General features: G+C 47.9%; 20 protein-coding genes. 11 read left to right on the top strand and 9 right to left on the bottom strand.

Features of this window, described 5'->3' with window-relative positions:
• Positions 1 to 16 precede the first annotated feature (16 nt).
• From VNE01S_RS03095 to VNE01S_RS03075, 5 genes are all read right to left on the bottom strand, one after another.
• A complete protein-coding gene (locus VNE01S_RS03095; RefSeq protein WP_053395909.1) occupies positions 17 to 1,288 on the bottom strand; it encodes an extracellular solute-binding protein in 1,272 nt (423 codons plus the stop codon).
• Between the two features lie 6 nt (positions 1,289 to 1,294).
• The gene (locus tag VNE01S_RS03090) at positions 1,295 to 2,248 is read right to left on the bottom strand and encodes a carbohydrate ABC transporter permease (protein ID WP_053395908.1); all 954 of its coding nucleotides are present in this window, start codon (positions 2,246 to 2,248) and stop codon (positions 1,295 to 1,297) included.
• A 10-nt stretch (positions 2,249 to 2,258) separates the two neighbouring features.
• Positions 2,259 to 3,143 (bottom strand): carbohydrate ABC transporter permease, encoded by an 885-nt coding sequence (locus VNE01S_RS03085; RefSeq protein WP_053395907.1) that lies wholly within the window; start codon positions 3,141 to 3,143, stop codon positions 2,259 to 2,261.
• A 103-nt stretch (positions 3,144 to 3,246) separates the two neighbouring features.
• Entirely contained in the window at positions 3,247 to 4,131 is an 885-nt protein-coding gene (locus VNE01S_RS03080) for a LysR substrate-binding domain-containing protein (RefSeq protein ID WP_053395906.1), read from the bottom strand.
• Between the two features lie 73 nt (positions 4,132 to 4,204).
• Positions 4,205 to 4,546 (bottom strand): DMT family transporter, encoded by a 342-nt coding sequence (locus tag VNE01S_RS03075; RefSeq protein WP_053396139.1) that lies wholly within the window; start codon positions 4,544 to 4,546, stop codon positions 4,205 to 4,207.
• 339 nt (positions 4,547 to 4,885) lie between these two features.
• Here VNE01S_RS03075 and doeA point away from each other — a divergent pair, with 339 nt between their 5' ends.
• From doeA to VNE01S_RS03055, 4 genes are all read left to right on the top strand, one after another.
• Complete coding sequence (doeA, locus tag VNE01S_RS03070; protein WP_053395905.1) at positions 4,886 to 6,073, top strand: ectoine hydrolase DoeA; 1,188 nt, start codon at positions 4,886 to 4,888, stop codon at positions 6,071 to 6,073.
• A gap of 81 nt (positions 6,074 to 6,154) precedes the next feature.
• Entirely contained in the window at positions 6,155 to 6,634 is a 480-nt protein-coding gene (locus VNE01S_RS03065; protein WP_053395904.1) for an Lrp/AsnC family transcriptional regulator, read from the top strand.
• 153 nt (positions 6,635 to 6,787) lie between these two features.
• Positions 6,788 to 8,308, top strand: coding sequence for an NAD-dependent succinate-semialdehyde dehydrogenase (locus VNE01S_RS03060; protein ID WP_053395903.1), 1,521 nt, complete (start codon positions 6,788 to 6,790; stop codon positions 8,306 to 8,308).
• 41 nt (positions 8,309 to 8,349) lie between these two features.
• Positions 8,350 to 9,759: an aspartate aminotransferase family protein gene (locus VNE01S_RS03055; RefSeq protein ID WP_053395902.1), complete on the top strand. Its 1,410-nt coding sequence runs from the start codon at positions 8,350 to 8,352 to the stop codon at positions 9,757 to 9,759.
• A gap of 70 nt (positions 9,760 to 9,829) precedes the next feature.
• Here VNE01S_RS03055 and VNE01S_RS03050 read toward each other — a convergent pair whose 3' ends face one another.
• Positions 9,830 to 10,393: a cysteine hydrolase family protein gene (locus VNE01S_RS03050; RefSeq protein WP_053395901.1), complete on the bottom strand. Its 564-nt coding sequence runs from the start codon at positions 10,391 to 10,393 to the stop codon at positions 9,830 to 9,832.
• Between the two features lie 89 nt (positions 10,394 to 10,482).
• On the opposite strand from VNE01S_RS03050, the gene VNE01S_RS03045 reads away from it, so the two are divergent.
• The 3 genes from VNE01S_RS03045 to VNE01S_RS03035 all read left to right on the top strand — a co-directional run bounded on the left by VNE01S_RS03045 (position 10,483) and on the right by VNE01S_RS03035 (position 13,162).
• Positions 10,483 to 11,424 carry a GlxA family transcriptional regulator gene (locus tag VNE01S_RS03045; RefSeq protein ID WP_053395900.1) on the top strand — a complete coding sequence of 314 codons (942 nt, stop codon included), beginning with the start codon at positions 10,483 to 10,485 and terminating at the stop codon, positions 11,422 to 11,424.
• Positions 11,425 to 11,669: 245 nt separating this feature from the next.
• A complete protein-coding gene (locus tag VNE01S_RS03040) occupies positions 11,670 to 12,326 on the top strand; it encodes a Qnr family pentapeptide repeat protein (RefSeq protein WP_053395899.1) in 657 nt (218 codons plus the stop codon).
• 38 nt (positions 12,327 to 12,364) lie between these two features.
• Positions 12,365 to 13,162: a PhzF family phenazine biosynthesis protein gene (locus VNE01S_RS03035; RefSeq protein ID WP_053395898.1), complete on the top strand. Its 798-nt coding sequence runs from the start codon at positions 12,365 to 12,367 to the stop codon at positions 13,160 to 13,162.
• Between the two features lie 61 nt (positions 13,163 to 13,223).
• Here VNE01S_RS03035 and proX read toward each other — a convergent pair whose 3' ends face one another.
• Genes proX through proV form a run of 3 tightly spaced genes read right to left on the bottom strand, consistent with a single transcriptional unit; the run spans position 13,224 to position 16,497 of the window.
• Complete coding sequence (gene proX / locus VNE01S_RS03030) at positions 13,224 to 14,231, bottom strand: glycine betaine/L-proline ABC transporter substrate-binding protein ProX (RefSeq protein WP_053395897.1); 1,008 nt, start codon at positions 14,229 to 14,231, stop codon at positions 13,224 to 13,226.
• Positions 14,224 to 15,306: a glycine betaine/L-proline ABC transporter permease ProW gene (proW, locus tag VNE01S_RS03025; protein ID WP_053395896.1), complete on the bottom strand. Its 1,083-nt coding sequence runs from the start codon at positions 15,304 to 15,306 to the stop codon at positions 14,224 to 14,226. Before proW ends, proX begins: the two co-directional genes overlap by 8 nt.
• 3 nt (positions 15,307 to 15,309) lie before the next feature.
• Positions 15,310 to 16,497 carry a glycine betaine/L-proline ABC transporter ATP-binding protein ProV gene (gene proV / locus VNE01S_RS03020; RefSeq protein ID WP_053395895.1) on the bottom strand — a complete coding sequence of 396 codons (1,188 nt, stop codon included), beginning with the start codon at positions 16,495 to 16,497 and terminating at the stop codon, positions 15,310 to 15,312.
• A gap of 383 nt (positions 16,498 to 16,880) precedes the next feature.
• Here proV and betI point away from each other — a divergent pair, with 383 nt between their 5' ends.
• Genes betI through VNE01S_RS03000 form a run of 4 tightly spaced genes read left to right on the top strand, consistent with a single transcriptional unit; the run spans position 16,881 to position 21,650 of the window.
• Complete coding sequence (gene betI / locus VNE01S_RS03015; RefSeq protein ID WP_053395894.1) at positions 16,881 to 17,477, top strand: transcriptional regulator BetI; 597 nt, start codon at positions 16,881 to 16,883, stop codon at positions 17,475 to 17,477.
• Between the two features lie 21 nt (positions 17,478 to 17,498).
• On the top strand, positions 17,499 to 18,959 hold the full coding sequence (gene betB / locus VNE01S_RS03010; protein WP_053395893.1) for a betaine-aldehyde dehydrogenase: 1,461 nt from the start codon (positions 17,499 to 17,501) through the stop codon (positions 18,957 to 18,959).
• 25 nt (positions 18,960 to 18,984) lie between these two features.
• Positions 18,985 to 20,676: a choline dehydrogenase gene (betA, locus tag VNE01S_RS03005; protein WP_053395892.1), complete on the top strand. Its 1,692-nt coding sequence runs from the start codon at positions 18,985 to 18,987 to the stop codon at positions 20,674 to 20,676.
• A gap of 35 nt (positions 20,677 to 20,711) precedes the next feature.
• Positions 20,712 to 21,650 (top strand): choline ABC transporter substrate-binding protein, encoded by a 939-nt coding sequence (locus VNE01S_RS03000; protein ID WP_053395891.1) that lies wholly within the window; start codon positions 20,712 to 20,714, stop codon positions 21,648 to 21,650.
• The last annotated feature ends 13 nt before the right edge of the window (positions 21,651 to 21,663 follow it).

Here is a 21,663-nt window from a genome sequence, read left to right as displayed (position 1 = left end):
GTGGGCCATAAAAGGATTATGAGCGGTTGGCTTTATCCAATGCGCGTTGTGCTTTCTTCGCCGCCCTTTTGAGCGCTTTTTCTGCTGGCACGTTCTGGATTTGAATCTGGTCTGCCGCTACTTTCAGCGCGTCCATGATTTTACCGTTCGTTGGGTCCAAGAAGTCTTTAGACGCGAAGCTCGCTTGTTTAAGAGGAATCAATGCTTGTGGATTCTTCTGAGTAAACGCCTTGTATTCTGGGACATTTTCTACGCTCATACGCACTGGGATGTAGCCCGTGAACATCGACCACGCTGCGGTGTTTTTCGCGTTGGTGTAGAACTCCATAAATTCAAATGCGCCTTTGGCGGCTTCTTCATCGGTGCTCTTTGGCATCACAAACACTTGTGCGCCCGCTTGTGGAGCCGATGGGTTTGAACCCCAGCCCGGTTGCGTGGTGGCCGCCAGTTTGGTGAAGTCCAAATCACCCTGGTCACCGGAGGAACCTGTGTAACCAAGCGCGTTGCCTTTCATTACATCGTCAATGGTTTTGTACCAGTATTCCCAGCCTTGGCCGCCGTAGTGAATACGCATGATCTGGTCATCGTGAATCCATTTGCGGAAGCTGTCCCACACCTCGACCCACTCTGGCGAGTCAATTAACACTGTTTTGCCATCATCGCTGATCACTTTCGCACCATTAGAAAACGCCGCATCAATCATGTTGTGCTGGCCCCACATTGGTTCCCAGCCATAAAAGGTGGGGTTGCCTTTATCGTCGCGCTTGGTGACTTTCTCTGCCACTTTCGCCACGCCTTGCCAGGTGCTCAAGTCTTGCTCGGTAAAGCCGTGCTCGGCCAATACATGCTTGTTGTAGTAAAACACTTGTGTGGTGCCGTAAGCGGGTAGGCCAATCACGCTGCCATCTTCAGCCGTAACTTGATCTCTAAAGGCACTTACAAAATCAGCAAAGTTAAATTCGTCATCCATGTAGGTGGAAAGGTCACGGCTTAAGCCACGGCCGTGCATCGCTTCGGCACGTCCTGAATCAAGCAACACCAGTTCCGGCGCGGTTTTAGACGCTAAACCGGCTTGCAGCTTTTGGTAGGTTTCTGTGTAGTTACCTTGCAGTGCTGGCTTGATCTCGTATTCATTCTGGCTTGCGTTGAACTCTTCGATCAGTTCCACCATCATTTGTTGTGGCTTAGTGCCACCTGAATACCAGAAGTTGACTTCTGTTTTAGCCAGTACGCTACCAGAGAACATTGAAGCGCCAGCACACACTAGTGCGAGAGTTTTTAATTTCATTTCCGTTTACTCTTTTACGCCGTTATCGGCGATACCTGAAAGAATCGTCTTTTGACAGATGACGAATAGAATTAACAAAGGCAGTACCGCGATGGTGCTCGCCGCCATAATTTGCGACCAGTTCAAACCGTAGTTGCCTTCAGCGATAAAGTAGTGACGAATACCAGTCGCAATCAGGTTGAGTTCCTGAGAGGTAATAACCAGACTCGGCCACATGTAACTGTTGTAGTTGGTGATGAAAGTGATAAGGAATAAGGTCGCAACTGCGGCACGGCACTGTGGCAGCATGATGACCCATAGGATTTTGAGTTCTCCCGCACCGTCGATGCGCGCGGCTTCAATCAGCGACGGGTGAATTTTGATAAACACTTGGCGCAGGTAAAACACACCAAAAACAGAAGCGGCGTTGGACACCACTAACCCTAAATGAGAGTCCAGTAAGCCGAGTTTTGCCAAGGTGATGTAAGACGGAATGTATGTCACTGCGCCGGGCAGCATGTAACAGCCCATGACCACAAAGTAGAGTAGGGTTTTAGAGCGAAACTTGAGCTGCGTGAGCGCGTAGGCAAACATCGCTGAGTTCACGATCACCAGCAAAGTGGTGAATAGCGCGACGCTGAAACTGTTAAAAATGTACAGGCCGAATGGCGCGCTCTGAAATGTCTCAATAAAGGTTTCCCAACGAAAATGCTCTGGGATTAAGTTCAGCGGATTAGCAAAAATCTCGTCGTTACTTTTCAGTGAACCCGAAAGCATCCACAAAAACGGAAACACCATCATCGTGCCGCATGTGGCGAGAAATAGGTGCTTTGCCCACATTCTCATCGCCTGAGTGTTAATGGTCGCGGTTTGCTTTTGCTCCGCGGTTTTTACTGCATCTACAGCTTGTGTGGTTCTGCGTGGCTGCGCGTTTATAGCCTCGCGCATGACCGGATTTGAATCCATTACATGAGTTGTCATAACGATATCCTTAGTAGTACACCCAGCGCTTGCCGATGTAAGTGTTCACTAGTGCTAGTGCCCCTGTAATGATGAAGATCACCAATGAGGTAGCGGCCGCTGGTCCCATTTCGTAGCGTTCAAAAGCTTGCTGATAGAACAAGTACAATAAAGTTCGTGTGTCACCACCCGGGCCGCCTTGCGTCAATATCTGGAACTGGTCGAAGGCTTGCACCGCGGTGATGATGTTGACCACCACCAAAAAGAAGGTGGTTGGCGAGACCAATGGCAGGGTGATTTTGAAAAAACGGGTGAGGCTGCTGCATCCATCAATTAACGACGCTTCATACAAAGATTCAGGGATCTTGTTTAACGCGCTGATGTAAAACAGCATGGTCCAGCCAATCGCCTGCCAAATGGTGACAATGATCACCGCGACCATGGCTGTATCGCCCTGTTCAAGCCATGCAATTTTGTCAAAACCGGCCGACATCAATAGTTGGTTTGCCAGACCGGATTTGGACTCAAATACCCAAGACCAAACAATAGACACCGCGACTGTCGGGGTGATCCAAGGTGAAAAAATCACCGCGCGATAAAACTGGCTGCCAGCAAAGTTTTTATGCAGCAACAGCGCGAACATTAGACCCAGCAACACGGTTGGAATAACCACGCCCAGCGAGAACCAAAAGGTATTGAGTAGAGCTTGGGTGAACTCAAAGTCTTCGACCATGTATTGGTAATTTTCTAAGCCAATAAAGTCATATTCGGGTGAAATGTAATCCCAATCGGTAAAGCTAATGTAGATAGAGTAACCAAATGGCACCAACCAGAAGGCGGCTAACGGTACCAATAAAGGTGCAGTAAAAAGCAGTACCTTAAAGCGGTTTGTCATCTGTTGAGCGAAAGCACTCATGGCGACCTCGTCTGTGTTTTGTATGCGGTTAAATTAAGCGAGCAATGTGACAAGTCTGTGGGTCTGTTCGTCATATTTTTTATGGCTACCCATAAGAAAATCTTTATGCTCTCTCGTCATCTTCTGTTTGGTGGTGCAGCCAATCACAAAAGAAATTTACTTTCGCGCTACGGTTGTTTTTCGTGATCAGATAGTGGCTTGACTCAGCAGGCATCAAGGCATCTACCGCCAGCACCAAATCACCATTCTTGAGCAGCTCGGAGACAGCCAACGAGCGCACTAGCAACACGCCAATACCTTGTTTGACCGCTTCAAGAGCATGTAAGGAGTTACTGATTTCGAGCTGAACCTTGGGCAAGGTAACGTCAAACTGGTTATGGCTAAGCCACTGTAGCCAGTTTTCTTGGTAGCCTTTGACTTGCACTGCGGGCAGTTGAGAAAAATCTTTTGCATCCAATTGATGTTGATAGTGCTGTTTAAACTCAGGGCTGCATACCAGTTGCCAATGTTCTTGAAATAAACGCTCTGAGTGGCAGTCTTCACTGTCTACCTTTCCGTTGGTCAGCTCGATATCGACGTTTTGACAAGGAGTGGTAGAGGGCCAATCAACGAGCTGAATATCTAAGCGAATAAACGGGTACTTGTGATAAAAGTGCGGCAGTCGTGGTAGCAACCAGTTGTGACACAAGGTGTGGTTGACCCGCAGGCTCAGTACGTCCGATTCCTTCTCGCCAAATAAGGTTTGAGTTTGCAGTTTTAGATGGGTGAGCGAGCCGGAAACAATCGGCTGATATTGCTGGGCGGCCGAAGTGAGCTTGACCCCTTTTTGGCTACGCTCAAACAGCGTGGTGCCGAGAAAAGCTTCTAAACTTTTGAGTTGTTGACTGACGGCCGCTTGGGTCACGCAGAGTTCGCGCGCCGCGGCACCAATAGAGCCCAAGCGAGCGACAGATTCAAACGCGACTAGGGCGCGCAGAGGAGGTAGCATGGTTTCACCTGACTGAAATAAAAGTGAAAAGTACGTCAGTCAGGTTGCAGTTTTTCGATGTTTAGATGACAGATTAGTGACTAATAGACGTAGAGAAAATATTGATAATGGCCGTGCCAAGTAAAATAAACCCCATGCCGATGATGGCGTAAACATCCAACTTTTGCCCGTACACTAGCCAACCAATCGTCGCGACCAGCACAATTCCTGCACCACACCATATCGCGTATGCCACGCCTAAAGACATACTTTGCACCGCAACCGAGAGCAGATAAAAAGCCAATCCATAACCTACTAATACGCATAACGTGGCGGGCAAAGAGGTGAATTGATTGGTTTTGGGTAGCCAGGAGGTGGCAAAGACTTCCAGCACAATCGCCAAAGACAAAGTAACAAAAGGAGCAGATGACAGCATAGATAACTCAAAAATAAGGTAATAAACCGATGAAAAGTAGCGCAACTTTATTGCAAGTTTGTGTCTGATGTCGATAGAAAAACTCATCGCCTTTCTAAGATTATGTACGGCACTCGCAACGTTCGTAGCAACAAATTGGGCGTGATTCATAAAAATGAACCACAATGGTAATAATTAGCATTGAGTCATCAGGCTCGGTGAATCACCGATGCGTTATGGAGCGATCTGGCACATAACCGCTCATGAGTGAATTGCACGATTATATACGTGGTGAAGGGTTGAAATACCTCAACGTCTCCGAAAGCCCATAAGGCGTCGGATGTGGAATAAGGAGAGACTATGAGAGGCGTTGCTTTGCATTTTACCCTGGAAGAGTTCCAGGATCGCTTAACAAAAGTTCGGCAGTCAATGGAAGAGCGGGAGCTGGACGTTCTGCTCATTCACGATCCGTCTAATATGGCCTGGCTGACGGGCTACGATGGTTGGTCATTTTATGTGCCTCAGTGTGTGGTTGTTGGGCCATCTGATGAGCCAATCTGGTTCGGCCGCTGCCAAGATGCGAATGGCGCGTATCGCACCGCCTATATGTCGGCAGAAAATATTACTTACTACCCGGATCACTATGTGATGAATCCGCCGCTCCACCCAATGGATTTTCTGGTGGAATCGGTATTAGCACCGCGTCTGTGGGACCGCGGGCGTATTGGTGTCGAGAAAGACAATTACTATTTCAGTGCTACCGCGTACGAATCTTTGCTGACGCATCTTCCCAATGTGCAGCTTTTGGACGCGACAGGCTTGGTAAACTGGTGTCGCGCGGTCAAGTCGGATCAAGAGCTGGCGTACATGTACCGAGCAGCGCGCATTGTAGAGAACATGCATCGTGTCGCGTTTGAGATGATTGAACCCGGTTTACCAAAACATCACTTAGTCGCGGAGATCAACCGTCAGGCAGTACTGGGGCATGAAGATCATTTTGGAGACTACACCGCGATTGTGCCGCTACTACCGTCTGGATCTGATGCATCCGCGCCACACCTCACTTGGGACGACAGACCGTTTAAGAAAGGCGAAGGCACCTTCTTTGAAATTGCGGGCGCGCACCGCCGTTACCATTGCCCACTGTCTCGTACCATTTTCCTTGGTGAGCCGGATGATAAATTTAAACGGGCAGATGAAGCGCTCACTCGCGGTCTTGAAGCGGGGTTAGAGGTGGCCAAGCCGGGTAATACTTGCGCCGATATTGCCAATGCGCTCAACCAAGTGCTAGATAAAGCCGGTTTTTCACGCGAAGGCGCGCGCTGCGGGTACCCAATCGGATTAAGTTATCCGCCTGATTGGGGCGAACGAACCATGAGCCTGCGTGACACCGATAAAACCATTCTCGAAGAAGGAATGACGTTCCACTTTATGCCAGGGCTCTGGTTTGAGGACTGGGGGTTGGAGACGACAGAAAGCATTGTGATTACTCGATTGGGCGCGAAGACACTGTGTGATTTCCCGCGTCATCTATTTGTTAAACATTAGTTTTTGTTAAATATGAATCTGCTAAGCACTAGCTTGTTAGGCATAGGGGAAGGTAAATAGGCCAATAGAAAGGAGGGCTGCATGCAATTGGATCGCTACGACATCAAGATTCTACAAATTCTTCATGACAATGGCCGAATCACCAAATCTCACCTTGCCGAAGCTATCAATCTGTCGATTAGCCCATGTTGGGAGCGCGTTAAAAAACTGGAAGAAGCAGGCATCATCGAAGGCTATGGCGCGAAAGTGAATACCGATGTGTTATTTAAACGCACGTCTGTGCTGGTGGAGATTTCACTCAAAGAGCACAATGCGCAAGCCTTCAAACGCTTTGAAGAACTAGTACGTCATTCTCCTGAAGTCACGGACTGCTATGCCACTGGTGGTGGCATAGATTACATCCTCAAAATCCAATCAGAAGACATCGACCAATATCAGCGACTTATTGATAACTGGTTGGACTCTGAAGTCGGTATTGAGCGTTATTTTACCTATATCGTAACCAAAACCATCAAACGTGACGCAGGCACGCTCGAAATCAAGCAAAACACCTTGTCTTAGACATTGCCACCTATCGTATGTGCTGGCAGAAAAATCGTATGTTTAGCGCATGCAGAAAAGAAAAAATGCACAGCGTTCTCGCTTGTCTCAGAAATTTTTTAGCCCCAACCACCGCTACAGTTTACTTAAGGGAAACCGTGGTGGAGAAGGTCAATGACAGCAAAACATAGTTTACACGCCGACGAACTTAAAGCGTCACATGACATGATGGCAATTATGGACGATGTTCGTTTGGTGCGCGGTTTGGCTTACGTCGGTGGTAAATGGATTAGCGGTGACGCGTTTTTCCCAGTACACAATCCTGCTGATGGTACGGTCATCGGTTATGTCACCAAAGTATCTCAGCAACAACTCTATCAAGCGATTGATGAAGCCGACCAAGCCTTTCGTCAATGGCGAAAAATGCAAGCAGAAGAACGCGCTGAAATTCTCATGCGTTGGCACGATCTGATTTTAGAATCAAAACAAGATCTTGCTCGTTTGATGGTTATGGAGCAAGGCAAAACATTAAGTGATGCTTTGGGTGAAATTGACTACGGTGCATCTTTTGTTCGTTGGTTTGCAGAGGAAGCACGCCGCAGCTATGGCGAAACCATCCCAAGTCATATTCCGAATGCGCAGCTATCGACGGTACGCGAACCGATTGGTGTCGCAGCACTGATTACACCATGGAATTTTCCTAATGCGATGGTCACCCGAAAAGCCGCCGCGGCACTAGCGATAGGCTGTCCGGTGCTCATCAAACCTGCCAGTGAAACGCCTTTCTCAGCATTGGCCTTGGCAGAATTAGCAGACCGAGCTGGCTTTCCACCTGGTGTATTTAACGTGATCACTGGCGATGCGGTGATGGTGTCACAAACCTTGTGTCACTCCGATAAAGTCAAAGCGCTCTCGTTCACAGGTTCAACTCGAGTAGGTAAGTTGCTGCTGCGTGACGCGGCACAAACCGTGAAGAAATGCAGTATGGAGCTCGGTGGTAATGCCCCTTTCATCGTGCTGCCAGATATGGATGTCGAGCAAGCAGCCAAAGCCGCCGTGGATGCCAAGTTTCAAACCGCAGGACAAGACTGTTTGGCCGCAAACCGTATTTTCGTCCCCGAAGATAAGTACGAAGCGTTTTTGGAAGCGTTTGCCAAAGAAATGAGCCACATCGTTTTAGGCAATGGTTTAGATGAAAAAACCACCATGGGGCCGCTGATCAATCGCACTGCGGTGGATAAAGCGCATGATTTGGTGCGTGACGCACTCGACAAAGGTGCGCGATTGGTAGCGGGCTACCACCAGCCCGTACCAGGCGAAAACTTCTTCGCGCCGACATTGCTAGCCGATGTCACCCCAGACATGGCGGTATATCGCGAAGAGAATTTTTGTCCTGTGGCAGGCGTATTGCTTTACCAAGACTTAGATACCGTGATTGAAATGAGCAACGACACTGAGTACGGCTTAGCTGCCTATGTTTATGGCCACGATATTCACCAAATTTGGCGCTGCATGCGTGGTTTGGAGTTTGGCATGGTGAGCGTGAACTCCGTCAAGATGACTGGCCACCCTATCCCATTCGGCGGTGTGAAACAGTCAGGGCTTGGACGAGAAGGCAGTCGCCACGGCTTTGAAGAATACAGTGAAATCAAATACTGCTGCTTAGGCGCTTTACCAACCGTCAGTGGCAGTTAAGGCACGAAATATGGATATCCAATTATTCGAGGAGAAGGATCATGAGCAACAAAACCCAACAACTTTTAGAGATCGACCGTCAGAGAGTATTTCATGCCTCAACCCACCTGAAGCAGTATGCGGCTGGGGAGCTTTCGGGAAGAATTATCTCGAGCGGAAGCGGAATACGCATCACCGATTCAGAAGGCATCGAGCTGATAGACGGCTTTGCCGGGTTGTATTGTGTGAACATTGGCTATGGCAGGACTGAAATGGCCGATGCCATTTATGAGCAAGCCAAAGAGCTGGCGTACTACCACACTTACGTCGGCCATACGAACGAAGCGCTAGTCACACTGTCAGACCGCATTATCAAAATGGCGCCTGAAGGCATGAGCAAAGTCTACTACGGCATGTCGGGCAGCGATGCGAACGAAACCCAGCTTAAGTTGGTTTGGTATTACAACAATGCTCGTGGTCTACCAGAGAAGAAAAAAATTATCTCCCGTGATCGCGGCTACCATGGCTCAAGTATCGCTTCGGGTTCAATGACAGGGCTGCCTCTGTTCCACGCACATTTTGATTTACCGCTTGAGCGTATCAAACACACCATCGCGCCATATTATTATCGCCGTGAAGACGAGAGTATGTCTGAGCTCGAATTCTCTCAATATTGCGCAGATCAACTCGAAACGATGATCTTGGAAGAAGGCCCAGAAACGGTAGCAGCAATGATTGCAGAACCAGTGCTCGGTACTGGCGGTATTGTGCCACCACCAGCAGGGTACTGGCAGGCGATTCGCAAAGTACTCGACAAATACGATGTACTCTTGATTGCGGATGAAGTGGTCTGTGGCTTTGGTCGCCTCGGCTCCGATTTTGGCTCACTGCACTACGACATGAAACCGGATCTCATCACGGTAGCGAAAGGGTTAACCTCAGCGTATCAACCGCTGTCTGGCGTGATCGTCGGTGAACGAGTTTGGAGTGTGCTAGAAAACGGCACCGACCAATGGGGCGCTATCGGACACGGTTATACCTACTCCGGTCACCCAATGGGAGCGGCAGCCGCGAACTGCAACCTCGATATCATTGAACGTGAAGGCTTGGTGCAAAACGCAGCCGAGGTCGGCGCTTACCTGCAGCAACGTATGGCGGAGACGTTTAACGATCATCCATTGGTCGGTGATACTCGTGGCGTTGGCTTGTTGCATGCGTTGGAGTTTTCTTCAGACAAACTCCGCCGAGCACACTTTGATCCAAACTTGAAAGTAGGTCCGCAAATCGCGGCAGCCTGTTTAGAGCAAGGCTTAATCGCTCGCGCCATGCCACATGGTGACATCCTCGGATTTGCTCCACCGCTTATCGCGAATCGTAATGACATCGACACTATTGTCGACAAAGCGCACCAAGCGGTCAATAAAGTGATGGATAACCTCGTCACGTCTAAACAGTGGCAGCCAAAATCCTAGAGCGCAATTGACCAAAACCACCTAAAGCGTGGTTTTGGTCTTGTTAGATACCTAATAGCATGGCGACCTGTTAAACCAGCTGAGAGAGGCTTTGCGTCGAGTCGACATTGCAATATCCAAAATCTAAGGCTGCCATAAAGGTAGCATGGACTAAATGAGCGGGAACAGTGGTGCCATTAAACTCTAAATCCAGCGTTGCACAAGCATCGTGAGCTAGGTGGCATTCGTAGCCTAAATCGGCGGCGGCACGCACCACTGCGTCAATACACATGTGGCTCATCGCGCCCACAATCACTAGTCGTTCTACGCCTTTTTGTTTTAATACGGCATCCAACTCTGTGCCTTTAAAGCTGTTGATTTCTGACTTTAGCACGACTGGTTCGCCGCCAATCGGCGCCACGCTGGAGTGAATCTTTGCGCCATCGGAGTTGGGGGTAAAGAACGGTGCTTCTTGTGTTGGAAATTCATGGCGAACATGGATCACAGGTAAGCTCTTTTCTCTGAAAAGTGATAGCAGTTGCGCTGCATTTTCTGCCGCGAGTTCAGTGCCTGATAGGGCCCATTTGGCTCCCTCAAATGAAGGGAAGTAATCATTCTGAATATCAATTAACAGTAGCGCAGTGTTATTGCTCATAAATCTCATCCTTATTACATGTGTGTTGTGTTGCATTTCCATTATGGCTATTCTCGATTTTCTATCGCATGTCGAAAATGACAGACTTAATGGCAAAAGTGACAAAGTGTATGAAGGTCGAAATTATCGATTATCCCGGAGCGTTACAAAGCGCTGTTTATGGGTTGAAGGAGTTTCTCCAGCTGGCTAACACACAAGCGTTGGCGGAAAGCGAGTTTGAGTTTTCAGTCACTGTGACGAGGGTAGAAAACCTCATCGACTCTGATAGTGAGATTGTTTTGCTGCCCCCTAATCTGGAGGGCGAGTATTTTATGGCACCCGATCAAGCGTTACTCGATTACCTGAGAGCAGCGCATCAGAAAGGGGCGGTTATTGGCTCGGTATGCGCTGGCGCCTTCATTCTGGCTCAAACTGGTTTGCTGCAAGGAAGAACGATTACGACGCACTGGCAGTTGGAAGATAGATTGGCAGCGAGTCACCCAGACTTGTCTATCGATATCAACAAAATCGTGATCGATGATGTCGACATCATTACGGCTGGTGGTTTGATGTCTTGGATGGATCTGGCCTTCACTTTGATCACACGATACGCCAATCCAGCGCGTACGCGTCAACTCGGTAAATACCTGGTTGTAGATACGGGTGCCAGAGAGCAGCGTTACTACCAAGCCTTTTCGCCAAATTACTCTCACGGCAACGAAAAAATTGCGCATGTTCAGCGCTATATCCAAACCCATTATCATCACCTGTTGGGGATCGATGCGTTAGCGGATCAGGTATGCATGACACCAAGGACCTTTATCAGACACTTTTCTAAAGCCACGGGACTCACTCCTATTCATTACGTTCAACGTATAAGAGTGCAAAAAGCCTGTGAATTACTGGAGAGCACAATCAAACCTGTAGAACAAGTTAGCTACTTAGTTGGCTACGAAGATGTAAATAGCTTTAGAAAAGTGTTCACCAAAATTGTAGGGCTAACACCCAGCGCCTTTCGTAGCCGCTTTTTATCAGAACAACAGCTTCTATAGCTCACTTCTCATGACCGACTGAATAGGTGGAGTGAAAAGTCCATACAAGGCTCACCAGTAAATAAAATTATTTTTTTGACGGCCTTGTCTGGTGATTTTGATAAAGGTGCCTCTATGGACTATTTTGGTGGCTTAAAATAGCCATTTTGAGGGGTTTTAAATTGCTGTTTTTAAAGGTTTTATTTTTGTTGTTTTCTTCTCTGTGATTGGTAGTCTTTCGGTTCAGTTGGAATAAGGGCCGATATATGACTAATAATAATGAAGTTTTTGATCAGGTAGATTTTTCTGGTCAGGATTTAAGTGACTCGTATTTTAAGTCCTGCCGTTTTTATCGGTGTGATTTTAGTAGGGCGAATCTCAGAGATGCGCAGTTTGAGGACTGTGCTTTTATTGAACAAGGAGCGGTAGAGGGCTGCTACTTTGAATACAGCAATTTGCGCGATGCCTCATTTAAAAGTTGCCAACTTTCAATGGCGAACTTTAAGGGGGCAGACTGTTTTGGCATTGAGCTCAGAGAGTGTGACTTAAAAGGTGCGAACTTTGTGCAGGCTAATTTTACCAATCAGATAAGCCACAGTGTGTACTTTTGTTCTGCATATATTACTGGCTGCAATTTGTCTTATGCGAATTTAGAGCGCTTGTGCATAGAAAAGTGTGATTTGTTTGAAAACCGCTGGATAGGCGCGAACCTATACGGGGCTTCGTTTAAGGAGTCAGACTTGAGCCGTGGTGTCTTTTCAGAAGATTGTTGGGGACAGTTTCGCATGCAGGGCTGTAACCTCAGCCACACCGAACTGGAAGGGTTAGACCCGAGAAAAGTCGATTTAAGCGGAGTAAAAATCTGCGACTGGCAGCAAGCTCAGCTACTGGAACCGTTTGGGTTGATTGTTGTGCCAGACTAACCGATAAAATAAATGTCGTCAGAAAATCTAGGTAAATTATGGAATTACAGATCTATCAAGTTGATGCATTTGCATCAGAGTTGTTTAAAGGCAATCCGGCAGGGGTATGTATTACCGATACGGCATTGGAAGAAAGCTTAATGCTAGCGATCGCTGCAGAAATGGCCGTATCGGAAACCGCGTTTCTGGCGCTCGATACCATGCAGTTAAAGTGGTTCACTCCCCAAGTGGAAGTAAAATTATGTGGCCATGGTACCTTGGCGACGGCGCACGTATTGAAATCTCTAGGGATGTACCAACAAGGCGATAGCATTGCCTTTAATACGCTGTCAGGTTTATTGACCGCTGACCTAAACAGAGACAGCATAGATTTGTACTTTCCGGCTCCCAAGCTAGATTTAACCGTTGATATTAATGCAGATTTTCTTCGGCTGTTGGGGTTGAGTGAGGGGGACGTTATCGACTACGGAGAGTTTGATAGCAAACAGTTGATTGTCGTGAATGATGAACAAAAGCTGCTTGCACTACAGCCAGATTTTAATGGCCTAAAAGCATTAAGTGGTCGCGGAGTGCTGGTTACAGCCAGGTCGAGTTCAAGGCAAGACTTCACCTCGCGCTATTTTGCGCCTTGGGTTGGTGTAGACGAAGATCCGGTCACGGGTTCGGCACATTGTGCGCTTGGTGTTTACTGGTCGGAAAAACTCGACAAAGCTAAGTTGCAAGGGTATCAAGCTTCTTCGCGTGGCGGTTATGTTGGTGTGGAACTGGTCGAACCCTCAGTGGTAAAACTATCAGGCTGCGCGGTGACGGCGCTATCCGGAAGCATGACTATCTGAGTAAATAAAAAGAGCCGCGATATGCGGCTCTTGGAAAGATATCAGCTAAAAGTGGCCACAATTACATGGCTGCTTTTTTCGCTTCTTCAAGCCAAGCATCGAACTGCTTACGGTTTGCTTTGACCCAACCATTCACGTGAGACTCGATATCAGCCATGCTGTTTTTGCCTTTGCTCATCATCATGTTTTGCGCACTCACATCGTTGATGTTTAGCTTGATGATTTCGAACAATTTTGCAGCAGCAGGGTTTTTCTCAGTGAACTCTTTGTTGGCAACAATGCGCATTGAGTTCATTTCAAAGCCGTAGTTCTTGCCGTTCTCTAGTGTTGTGTCGATGTCTTTACGCTCGCCAGGTAGGGCAGAGAATGGAACCTCTAGCCAAACCACGTCTTTACCCGGAACAAGCACACCACTTACCCAGTAAGGCGTCCATGTGTAGTAAAGAATAGGGTCACCTTTTTTGTAGCGAGAGATAGTATCGGCAATAATCGCTGCGTAGTTACCTTGGTTGTGATCAACCGTATCGCGTAGGCCATAAGCGGTCATTTGCTCTTCAACCACCAGTTCACAACCCCAGCCTGGGTTACAGCCTGTTAGGTCAGCTTTACCGTCACCATCTGCATCAAACAGTTTTGCTATTTTAGGATCTTTCAACTGACCAATATTAGTGATGCCGTATTTTTCAGCCGTTTTCTTATCAATCAAGTAACCTTGAGCGGCGCCGCTAATGTACTGACCTTTACGGAAGAACTTGTCATCACCACCAGACTGAGAGTATTTGTCTGCGTGTAACGGGAACCAGCCAACCGCTAGGTAGGTAGCATCGCCTTTTGCAATAGAGGTGTAACCTACGTTGTAGTCGACCTCTTTGGTTGGTTGCACGTCATAACCTAACTCTTCCAAAGCTCGGTTTACGATTAAGGTCTGGAAAGTTTCTTCTGCAACAGTCGATTGAACAGGCTGTACAGTCACCCCTTCGCCTGGCAGTTTTTCTGCCCAAACGTTAGATGATAAAGCGAGAGTAGAAACTGCGCCTAGAGTGAACGCTTTCTTCCATGAATTAATCATTAGTATTTCTCCTTAGTGTAAGTTCTTTTTTCTTACTTTTGTTGCGAAGGAATATGCCGATAGGGCCTGTGTGGTACCAGCGTATTTTGGTGTTACCTGCGTTTGCACCTAACTCCTGTGTAATGCGGTCAAGTAAAATGGCGAGGATAACAATCCCGACACCACCGACAGCGGCAAGCCCCATGTCTAGACGTCCGATACCTCGAAGTACCATTTGTCCGAGACCACCAACAGCAATCATTGATGCAATTACCACCATCGATAGAGAGAGCATGAGTGTTTGGTTAACACCAGCCATGATGGTTGGTAGCGCAAGTGGTAGTTGGATGCGATAAAGCATTTGTTTTTTGTTGGCACCAAATGAATGGCCAGCTTCGATGAGTTCTTCTGGTACTTGTTGGATACCCAGGATCGTTAAACGAACGACAGGAGGCAAAGCAAAGATGATCGTAACAACCACCCCCGGCACGTTACCGATACCAAATAGCATCACGATAGGGACCAGATAAACGAATGCGGGCGTGGTTTGCATCGCGTCTAAAATCGGCCTGACAAATCGCGCGGCAGTATCGCTTCTTGCAAGCCAAATCCCCATCGGTAGACCTATGAGTAAGCAGAAGAAGACTGAGGTCATCACCAAAGAGAGTGTCGTCATCGCTTCTGACCATGCGCCGATCAGGCCTATAAATACCAGAGAGACAACAGTAGCGATGCCAAGTCTTAAGCTCGAAAATTGCCATGCCAATAGGAAGAGGATGAGCAGCATAAATGGCGCAGGTGTTGAGACCAGCGCGGTTTCAAATGAACTTAAGATAAAATCGATTGGAATACGGATTGCCTGAAAAACAGGTCTCCCGTGTTCAACCAACCAGTTCAACCCAGTTTCCACCCAAGAATCGAGAGGCAGGACCGCATTATCAAATGGGTTTAAAATATCAAACGGTTTTTCGGCTGCGACTTCATTATTCAGCCAGTCTGAACTGCTAGCGCTGTCCGATGTGGCTTGTCCCCATGGATCACTTTGTTCCGTTGTCGTCTGTGACCATGGATCGTTATTTGTTTGGTCTGATGACATTCTTTAATCCTTATCTAGTGTCTGGAGGAGTCTTGATTTAGTTACAACACCGAAGTAGTTGCCGCTGTCATCAACAACTGGAACCGAGTAAGGTACGCCTGCAACAAGGCTTAAGATGTCGTTAATAGGCTGGTCTGGCTGAAGAGTTAAGCCTTCATTCAGTTGTGCGCTGGCCAATGAACGGTTTTCTTTGTTTGCCGCGCGCAATGAATCTAAAGAGACAATGCCAGAGTATCGGCTGGTCTTATCTACCACGATGCCAAATTCACGGTCACTTTCGATCAATATCTGCATGGCAGAGGCAGGACCGTCGTGTTCAGACTTTTTAAATACGGATGCGGGTTTCTTACGCGCAATATCTTTTGCTGTGAGTACGCTGGCAACGTTTACCCCGCGGAAGAATGCTTTTACGTAGTCATTTGCTGGTTGGTTAAGAATTTCATCTGGAGTACCAACTTGAACCACGGAGCCGTTTTGCATAATGGCGATACGGTCACCGATACGCATGGCTTCGTCTAAGTCGTGAGAAATGAAGACAATCGTCCGTTTGTCATCGTTTTGCAGACGGATAAGTTCGTCTTGCATTTCTGTTCTGATCAGAGGGTCAAGGGCAGAAAAAGCCTCATCCATTAACAGAATATCTGGGTCACAGGCGAGGGCTCGTGCCAAACCAACACGCTGTTTCATACCACCTGATAATTCGTCAGGAAACGATTGTGCGTAAGCATCTAGGCCAACACGTTCAAGTGCTGCTAGCGCACTAGCATTTCGTTTGTCTTGGTCAACTCCCGCAAGCTCTAGGCCGAATGCTGCATTTTCAATGACAGTCATGTGGGGCATCAGAGCGAAGTTTTGGAAAACCATGGAGATGTTGTTTCGGCGGACATCGCGAAGCTCGTCTTCAGAGATATGGGCGATGTCTTTGCCTTTGAGGAGAACGTTGCCCTGAGAGGGCTCAATTAAGCGGTTAAGTAGGCGAACTAAGGTTGATTTACCAGATCCTGATAAGCCCATGATAACGAAAATCTCTCCTTCGCGAATACTGAGAGAGACATCATTTACACCGATGGTGGCTCCGGTTTTTTCAAAGACTGCATCCTTATCAGCACCTTTATTGATCATTTCAAAGGCTCGGTCAGTCTCATCGCCAAACACTTTATACAGTCCCTTAACTTCCAGTATGGGATCCATGTTGTCAGTCCTTTTGTGGCTATGTTTTATTGATGAACGTTTAGTACTCTAAGTAAATTTTTTTAAACATTCAATGAATGGCATCCTGTAAACATAATTTACATTGTGTTTTTACGTCTAAATATTTTCCCTTAAAAATGAGAGTTTAATTTTATATCTTTGATATTTAATAGGTAATTACTAGTTTTCCTGTATTTTTCATTACTTTTTAAGCGAAAAATATAATTCCTTTCCAAAGTTGCCTTACGAGCAATATCACATAGTACTGTTAGGATTTTGTGTCAGATTAGTAATAAAAACTAAAAAATAATTTGAGTACAAATCATTTTTGAGGCATTTTATATTTAACTGAACGTTCAATTAAAAATAAAAGGGACGGAAAAATGCCTAAAGTTGGGATGCCAAAGATTAGGAAACCACAACTTGTGCAAGCAACGATGACGGTCATTGATCGAGTAGGTTTGCATGCGGCAAGTATTTCTTTGATCAGTAAAGAAGCGGGTGTGTCGACAGGGATCATTAACCACTACTTTGGTGGGAAGCACGGTTTGCTAGAAGAGACGATGCGTGAAATTTTGCGCCAGTTGTCTGAAACGATCACCAGTCGTTTACGTGAGCTGCCAGAAGATGCCCACAAACAAAGAATTAACGCGATTATCGATGGTAACTTCGTCGGCTTTCAGGCAGAGAACAAGGTCGCCAAAACCTGGCTTGCTTTCTGGTCATACTCAATGCATGACGAACAATTGAAACGGCTGCAACGCGTGAATGAGAGACGGCTGCTTTCTCATTTACGTATCGAACTCAAAGCGCTGTTTGCAAAAGAACAAGCGGAAGTTGTTGCCCACGGTATCGCGTCTTTAATTGACGGCATTTGGCTTCGCGGGACGCTCAACCCCGACGGAATCGATGCAGATAAGGCGCGCACCATTATTAACGATTACTTAGATAAACAACTTACTTTTTACTCTCAAAAATAAACATAAAGTCAGCACCTTCATATGAAATTAAAATCATTATTTATCAATGGTAAAGCTTGTTCTGCCAGCTCAGGGGAAAGCTTTACAACCTACAATCCCGCCAACGGTGAGCCGCTTGCTGAAATTGATCAGGCGAGCGAAAGTGACTTGCAAGCTGCAATTGAGTCAGCCAAGCAAGGGTTTGCTGTTTGGTCTGCCATGACACCGATAGAGCGTAGCCGCATTCTGCTTAAAGCGGTCGCCATTCTGCGTGAACGTAACGACGAACTGGCTAAGCTGGAAGTCGCCGATACGGGTAAACCACTGCAAGAAGCGCTCGAAGTCGACATCGTAACTGGTGCAGACGTAATCGAGTATTACGCAGGTCTCGTCCCAGCAATGCAGGGCGAGCAACAGCCACTTGGCCAATCGCAGTTTTTCTACACCCGACGTGAACCGTTAGGCATTTGTGCCGGCATCGGCGCGTGGAACTACCCAATTCAAATCGCGATGTGGAAATCGGCACCAGCACTCGCTGCGGGCAATGCGATGATCTTCAAGCCTTCGGAAGAAACCCCTCTGACCGCATTAAAACTGGCGGAAATTTTTAGTGAAGCGGGGCTGCCTGATGGCGTATTTAACGTGGTTCAAGGCGACCATCGTGTCGGGCAAATGCTTACGGCGCATCCGGATATAGCGAAAGTGTCATTCACTGGCGAATCGGGCACGGGCAAATTAGTGATGGCCGACAGTGCCAAAACACTGAAAGACGTGACGATGGAGCTGGGCGGAAAATCACCTATGATCGTGTTTGACGATGCCAAGCTCGACGATGCGGTGTCTGCGGCGATGGTGGCAAACTTCTACACCCAAGGTGAGGTTTGTACTAATGGCACACGCGTATTTGTCCACGAGTCGATTTACGATCAGTTTGTTGCTCAGCTTAAACAGCGCACCGAGAAACTGGTGGTTGGCGACCCAATGGATATGCAAACACAAATTGGCGCACTGATTTCCAACGAACACTTGCACAAAGTCCTTCATGCCATCGAACAGGGTAAAGCCAGTGGCGCGACGTTGCTGACTGGCGGCTACCGAGTGACGGAAAATGGCCTAGACAAAGGCAACTTTGTTGCGCCAACCGTGTTTGTTGACTGTGATGATTCAATGCCGCATGTGCAGCAAGAAATCTTTGGTCCGGTGATGTCGGTACTTAAGTTTTCTGATGAGCAAGAAGTCGTTCAACGCGCTAATGCGACCGATTATGGCCTAGCAGCAGGTGTGTTTACGCAAAACCTGTCACGCGCACACCGCGTTATTCATCAGCTCGAAGCGGGCATTTGTTGGGTAAACACCTGGGGTGATTCACCAGCAGAGATGCCAGTGGGCGGCTACAAACACTCTGGTGTCGGGCGCGAAAACGGTCCGGAAACTCTACGTCACTACACGCAAACTAAGAGCGTGCTTGTCGAGCTTGGCGATTTCGCCAGTCCTTACGCTTAAACGCTAACCTCAACGGAGACAACAAATGCAACAACGCTACGATTATATTATCGTCGGCGCGGGTTCGGCCGGCTGTGTGTTGGCAGACAGGCTGACAGAAAGCGGAGAAAATCAGGTACTGCTACTCGAAGCTGGTGGTACTGATAAAAGTATTTTCATCCAGATGCCGACCGCGCTGTCATACCCGATGAATACCGAAAAATACGCTTGGCAGTTCGAAACCGAGCAAGAAAAAGGCCTCGACGGACGCCAGCTGCATTGCCCGCGCGGTAAAGTGTTGGGTGGCAGTTCGTCTATTAATGGCATGGTGTATGTTCGTGGTCATGCGTGTGACTTTGACGAATGGGAAGAGCACGGCGCGAAAGGTTGGAACTACCAAGCGTGTCTACCGTATTTCCGCCGAGCAGAATCATGGAAAGGTGGCGCAGACGAATACCGAGGTGGCGAAGGTCCGTTGGGTACCTGCAACGGTAACGATATGACGCTCAACCCACTTTACCAAGCGTTTATCGATGCAGGTCAGCAAGCGGGTTACCCACAAACGGACGATTACAACGGTTATCAGCAAGAAGGTTTTGGCCCAATGCACATGACCGTCGACAAAGGCGTACGCGCTTCCACCTCTAACGCGTACTTAAGGCGTGCACTTAAGCGTTCGAATTTAACGCTGATTAAAGGTGTGGTCGCGCGCAAAGTTCTGCTTGAAGATAAAAAGGCCATTGGCATTGAGTTTGAAAAGCGCGGTAACGTGCAGCAGTGCTACGCGACAAAAGAAGTGATCTCGTCAGCGGGTTCTATTGGCTCAGTGCAACTGCTGCAACTGTCGGGTATTGGACCAAAAGCGGTACTGGAAAAGGCGGGCGTTGAGGTCGCACACGATCTGCCAGGTGTGGGTGAAAACCTGCAAGACCACCTTGAAGTCTACTTCCAGTATCACTGCAAACAGCCGATCACACTTAACAGCAAGTTAGGTCTGGTGAGCAAAGGGTTGATTGGGACTGAGTGGATCTTGACCCGCAAAGGGTTAGGCGCGACCAACCATTTCGAGTCGTGCGCGTTTATCCGCTCTCGCAAAGGTCTTAAGTGGCCAAACATTCAATATCACTTTCTACCAGCCGCGATGCGTTATGACGGACAAGCCGCGTTTGACGGACACGGGTTCCAAGTCCACGTCGGCCCGAATAAGCCAGAAAGCCGCGGCACGGTTGCGATTACCTCGGCAAATCCACACGACAAACCCCGTATCGAATTCAACTACATTTCGACCGAGCAAGACCGTCAAGACTGGCGTGACTGTATTCGTCTGACGCGCGAAATCTTAATGCAACCAGCAATGGATGGGTACAGAGGCGAAGAGATCCAGCCTGGCATGGATATTAAGAGTGATGAAGCGATCGATGAATGGGTCAAAGAGAACGTCGAAAGTGCGTATCACCCTTCTTGCAGTTGCAAAATGGGCGCCGGTGATGACCCGATGGCAGTGCTGGATGAAGCATGCCTCGTGCGCGGTATCGAAGGTTTGCGCGTAGTGGACTCATCTATTTTCCCTACGATCCCAAATGGCAACCTCAATGCGCCAACCATTATGGTCGCTGAACGTGCAGCAGACATGATCCTCAACCAAGCTCCACTGCCAACGCAAGATCTTCCTGTGTGGATTGCTCCTCAGTGGCAGGAAAAACAACGAATTAATTCACCAAAAAGAAAATTGGGCTAAGCCCCAAAGTCAGTAATTAATATAAGGAAATTAATATGTCTATGAAGACAAAAATGCTCTCAACCATCGCGCTAAGTACCTTAGCAATGAACGCTTATGCTAACCAATGTGAAACGGTGCGTTTCGCCGATGTTGGTTGGACCGATATTACCGCGACAACAGCGGTAACAAGCGAGTTGCTAAAAGGTATGGGCTACAAAACCAAAACCGACCTGCTTTCTGTGCCAGTGACATACTCGTCAATGGCGAACGGTGATATCGATATCTTCCTTGGCAACTGGATGCCAACAATGGAGGGAGATATCGCTAAATACCGTGAAGCAGGCACAGTGGAAACGGTACGCGCCAACCTTGAAGGCGCAAAATACACCTTAGCGGTTCCGAAATACGTATACGACGCTGGCGTGAAAAGCTTCGCTGATTTGGTGAAGCACGCTGACAAGTTCCGCGATCGTATCTACGGCATCGAACCTGGTAACGACGGCAACCGCCTGATCCAGTCAATGATCGATGAAAACGCGTTTGGTCTAAAAGACTTTAGCCTCGTTGAATCGAGTGAAGCGGGCATGGTGTCTCAGGTATCACGTGCCGCGCGTCGTAACCAGTGGATTGTTTACCTTGGTTGGGCGCCGCACCCAATGAACAGCAATGTTGAGATGGAATATCTTGACGGAGGCGATGACTACTTCGGCCCGAATTATGGTGGTGCGAACGTATACACCAATGTGCGAGCTGACTACCTCAACCAATGTCAAAACGTTGGTCAACTGCTGAAGAATCTTGAGTTCAGCCTAGAGATGGAAAACGAGTTGATGGAAGCGATCCTCAACCAGAAAGTGAAGCCAGCGAAAGCCGCTCAGCAATGGCTGAAAGAGAATCCAGAGCAAATCGAACCTTGGCTGAAAGGCGTCACAACGCTCGCGGGTGAAGATGCGGCTCAAGCAGTAACGAACTATATCAACTCAAAAGCGTAATTTAACTGGGCGA

It is taken from the genome of Vibrio nereis NBRC 15637 (genome assembly GCF_001591105.1).
GTDB classification, from domain to species: Bacteria; Pseudomonadota; Gammaproteobacteria; order Enterobacterales; family Vibrionaceae; genus Vibrio; species Vibrio nereis.
Note: the sequence above shows the minus strand (reverse complement) of the source record. Positions and strands in the feature narration are given on the sequence as shown.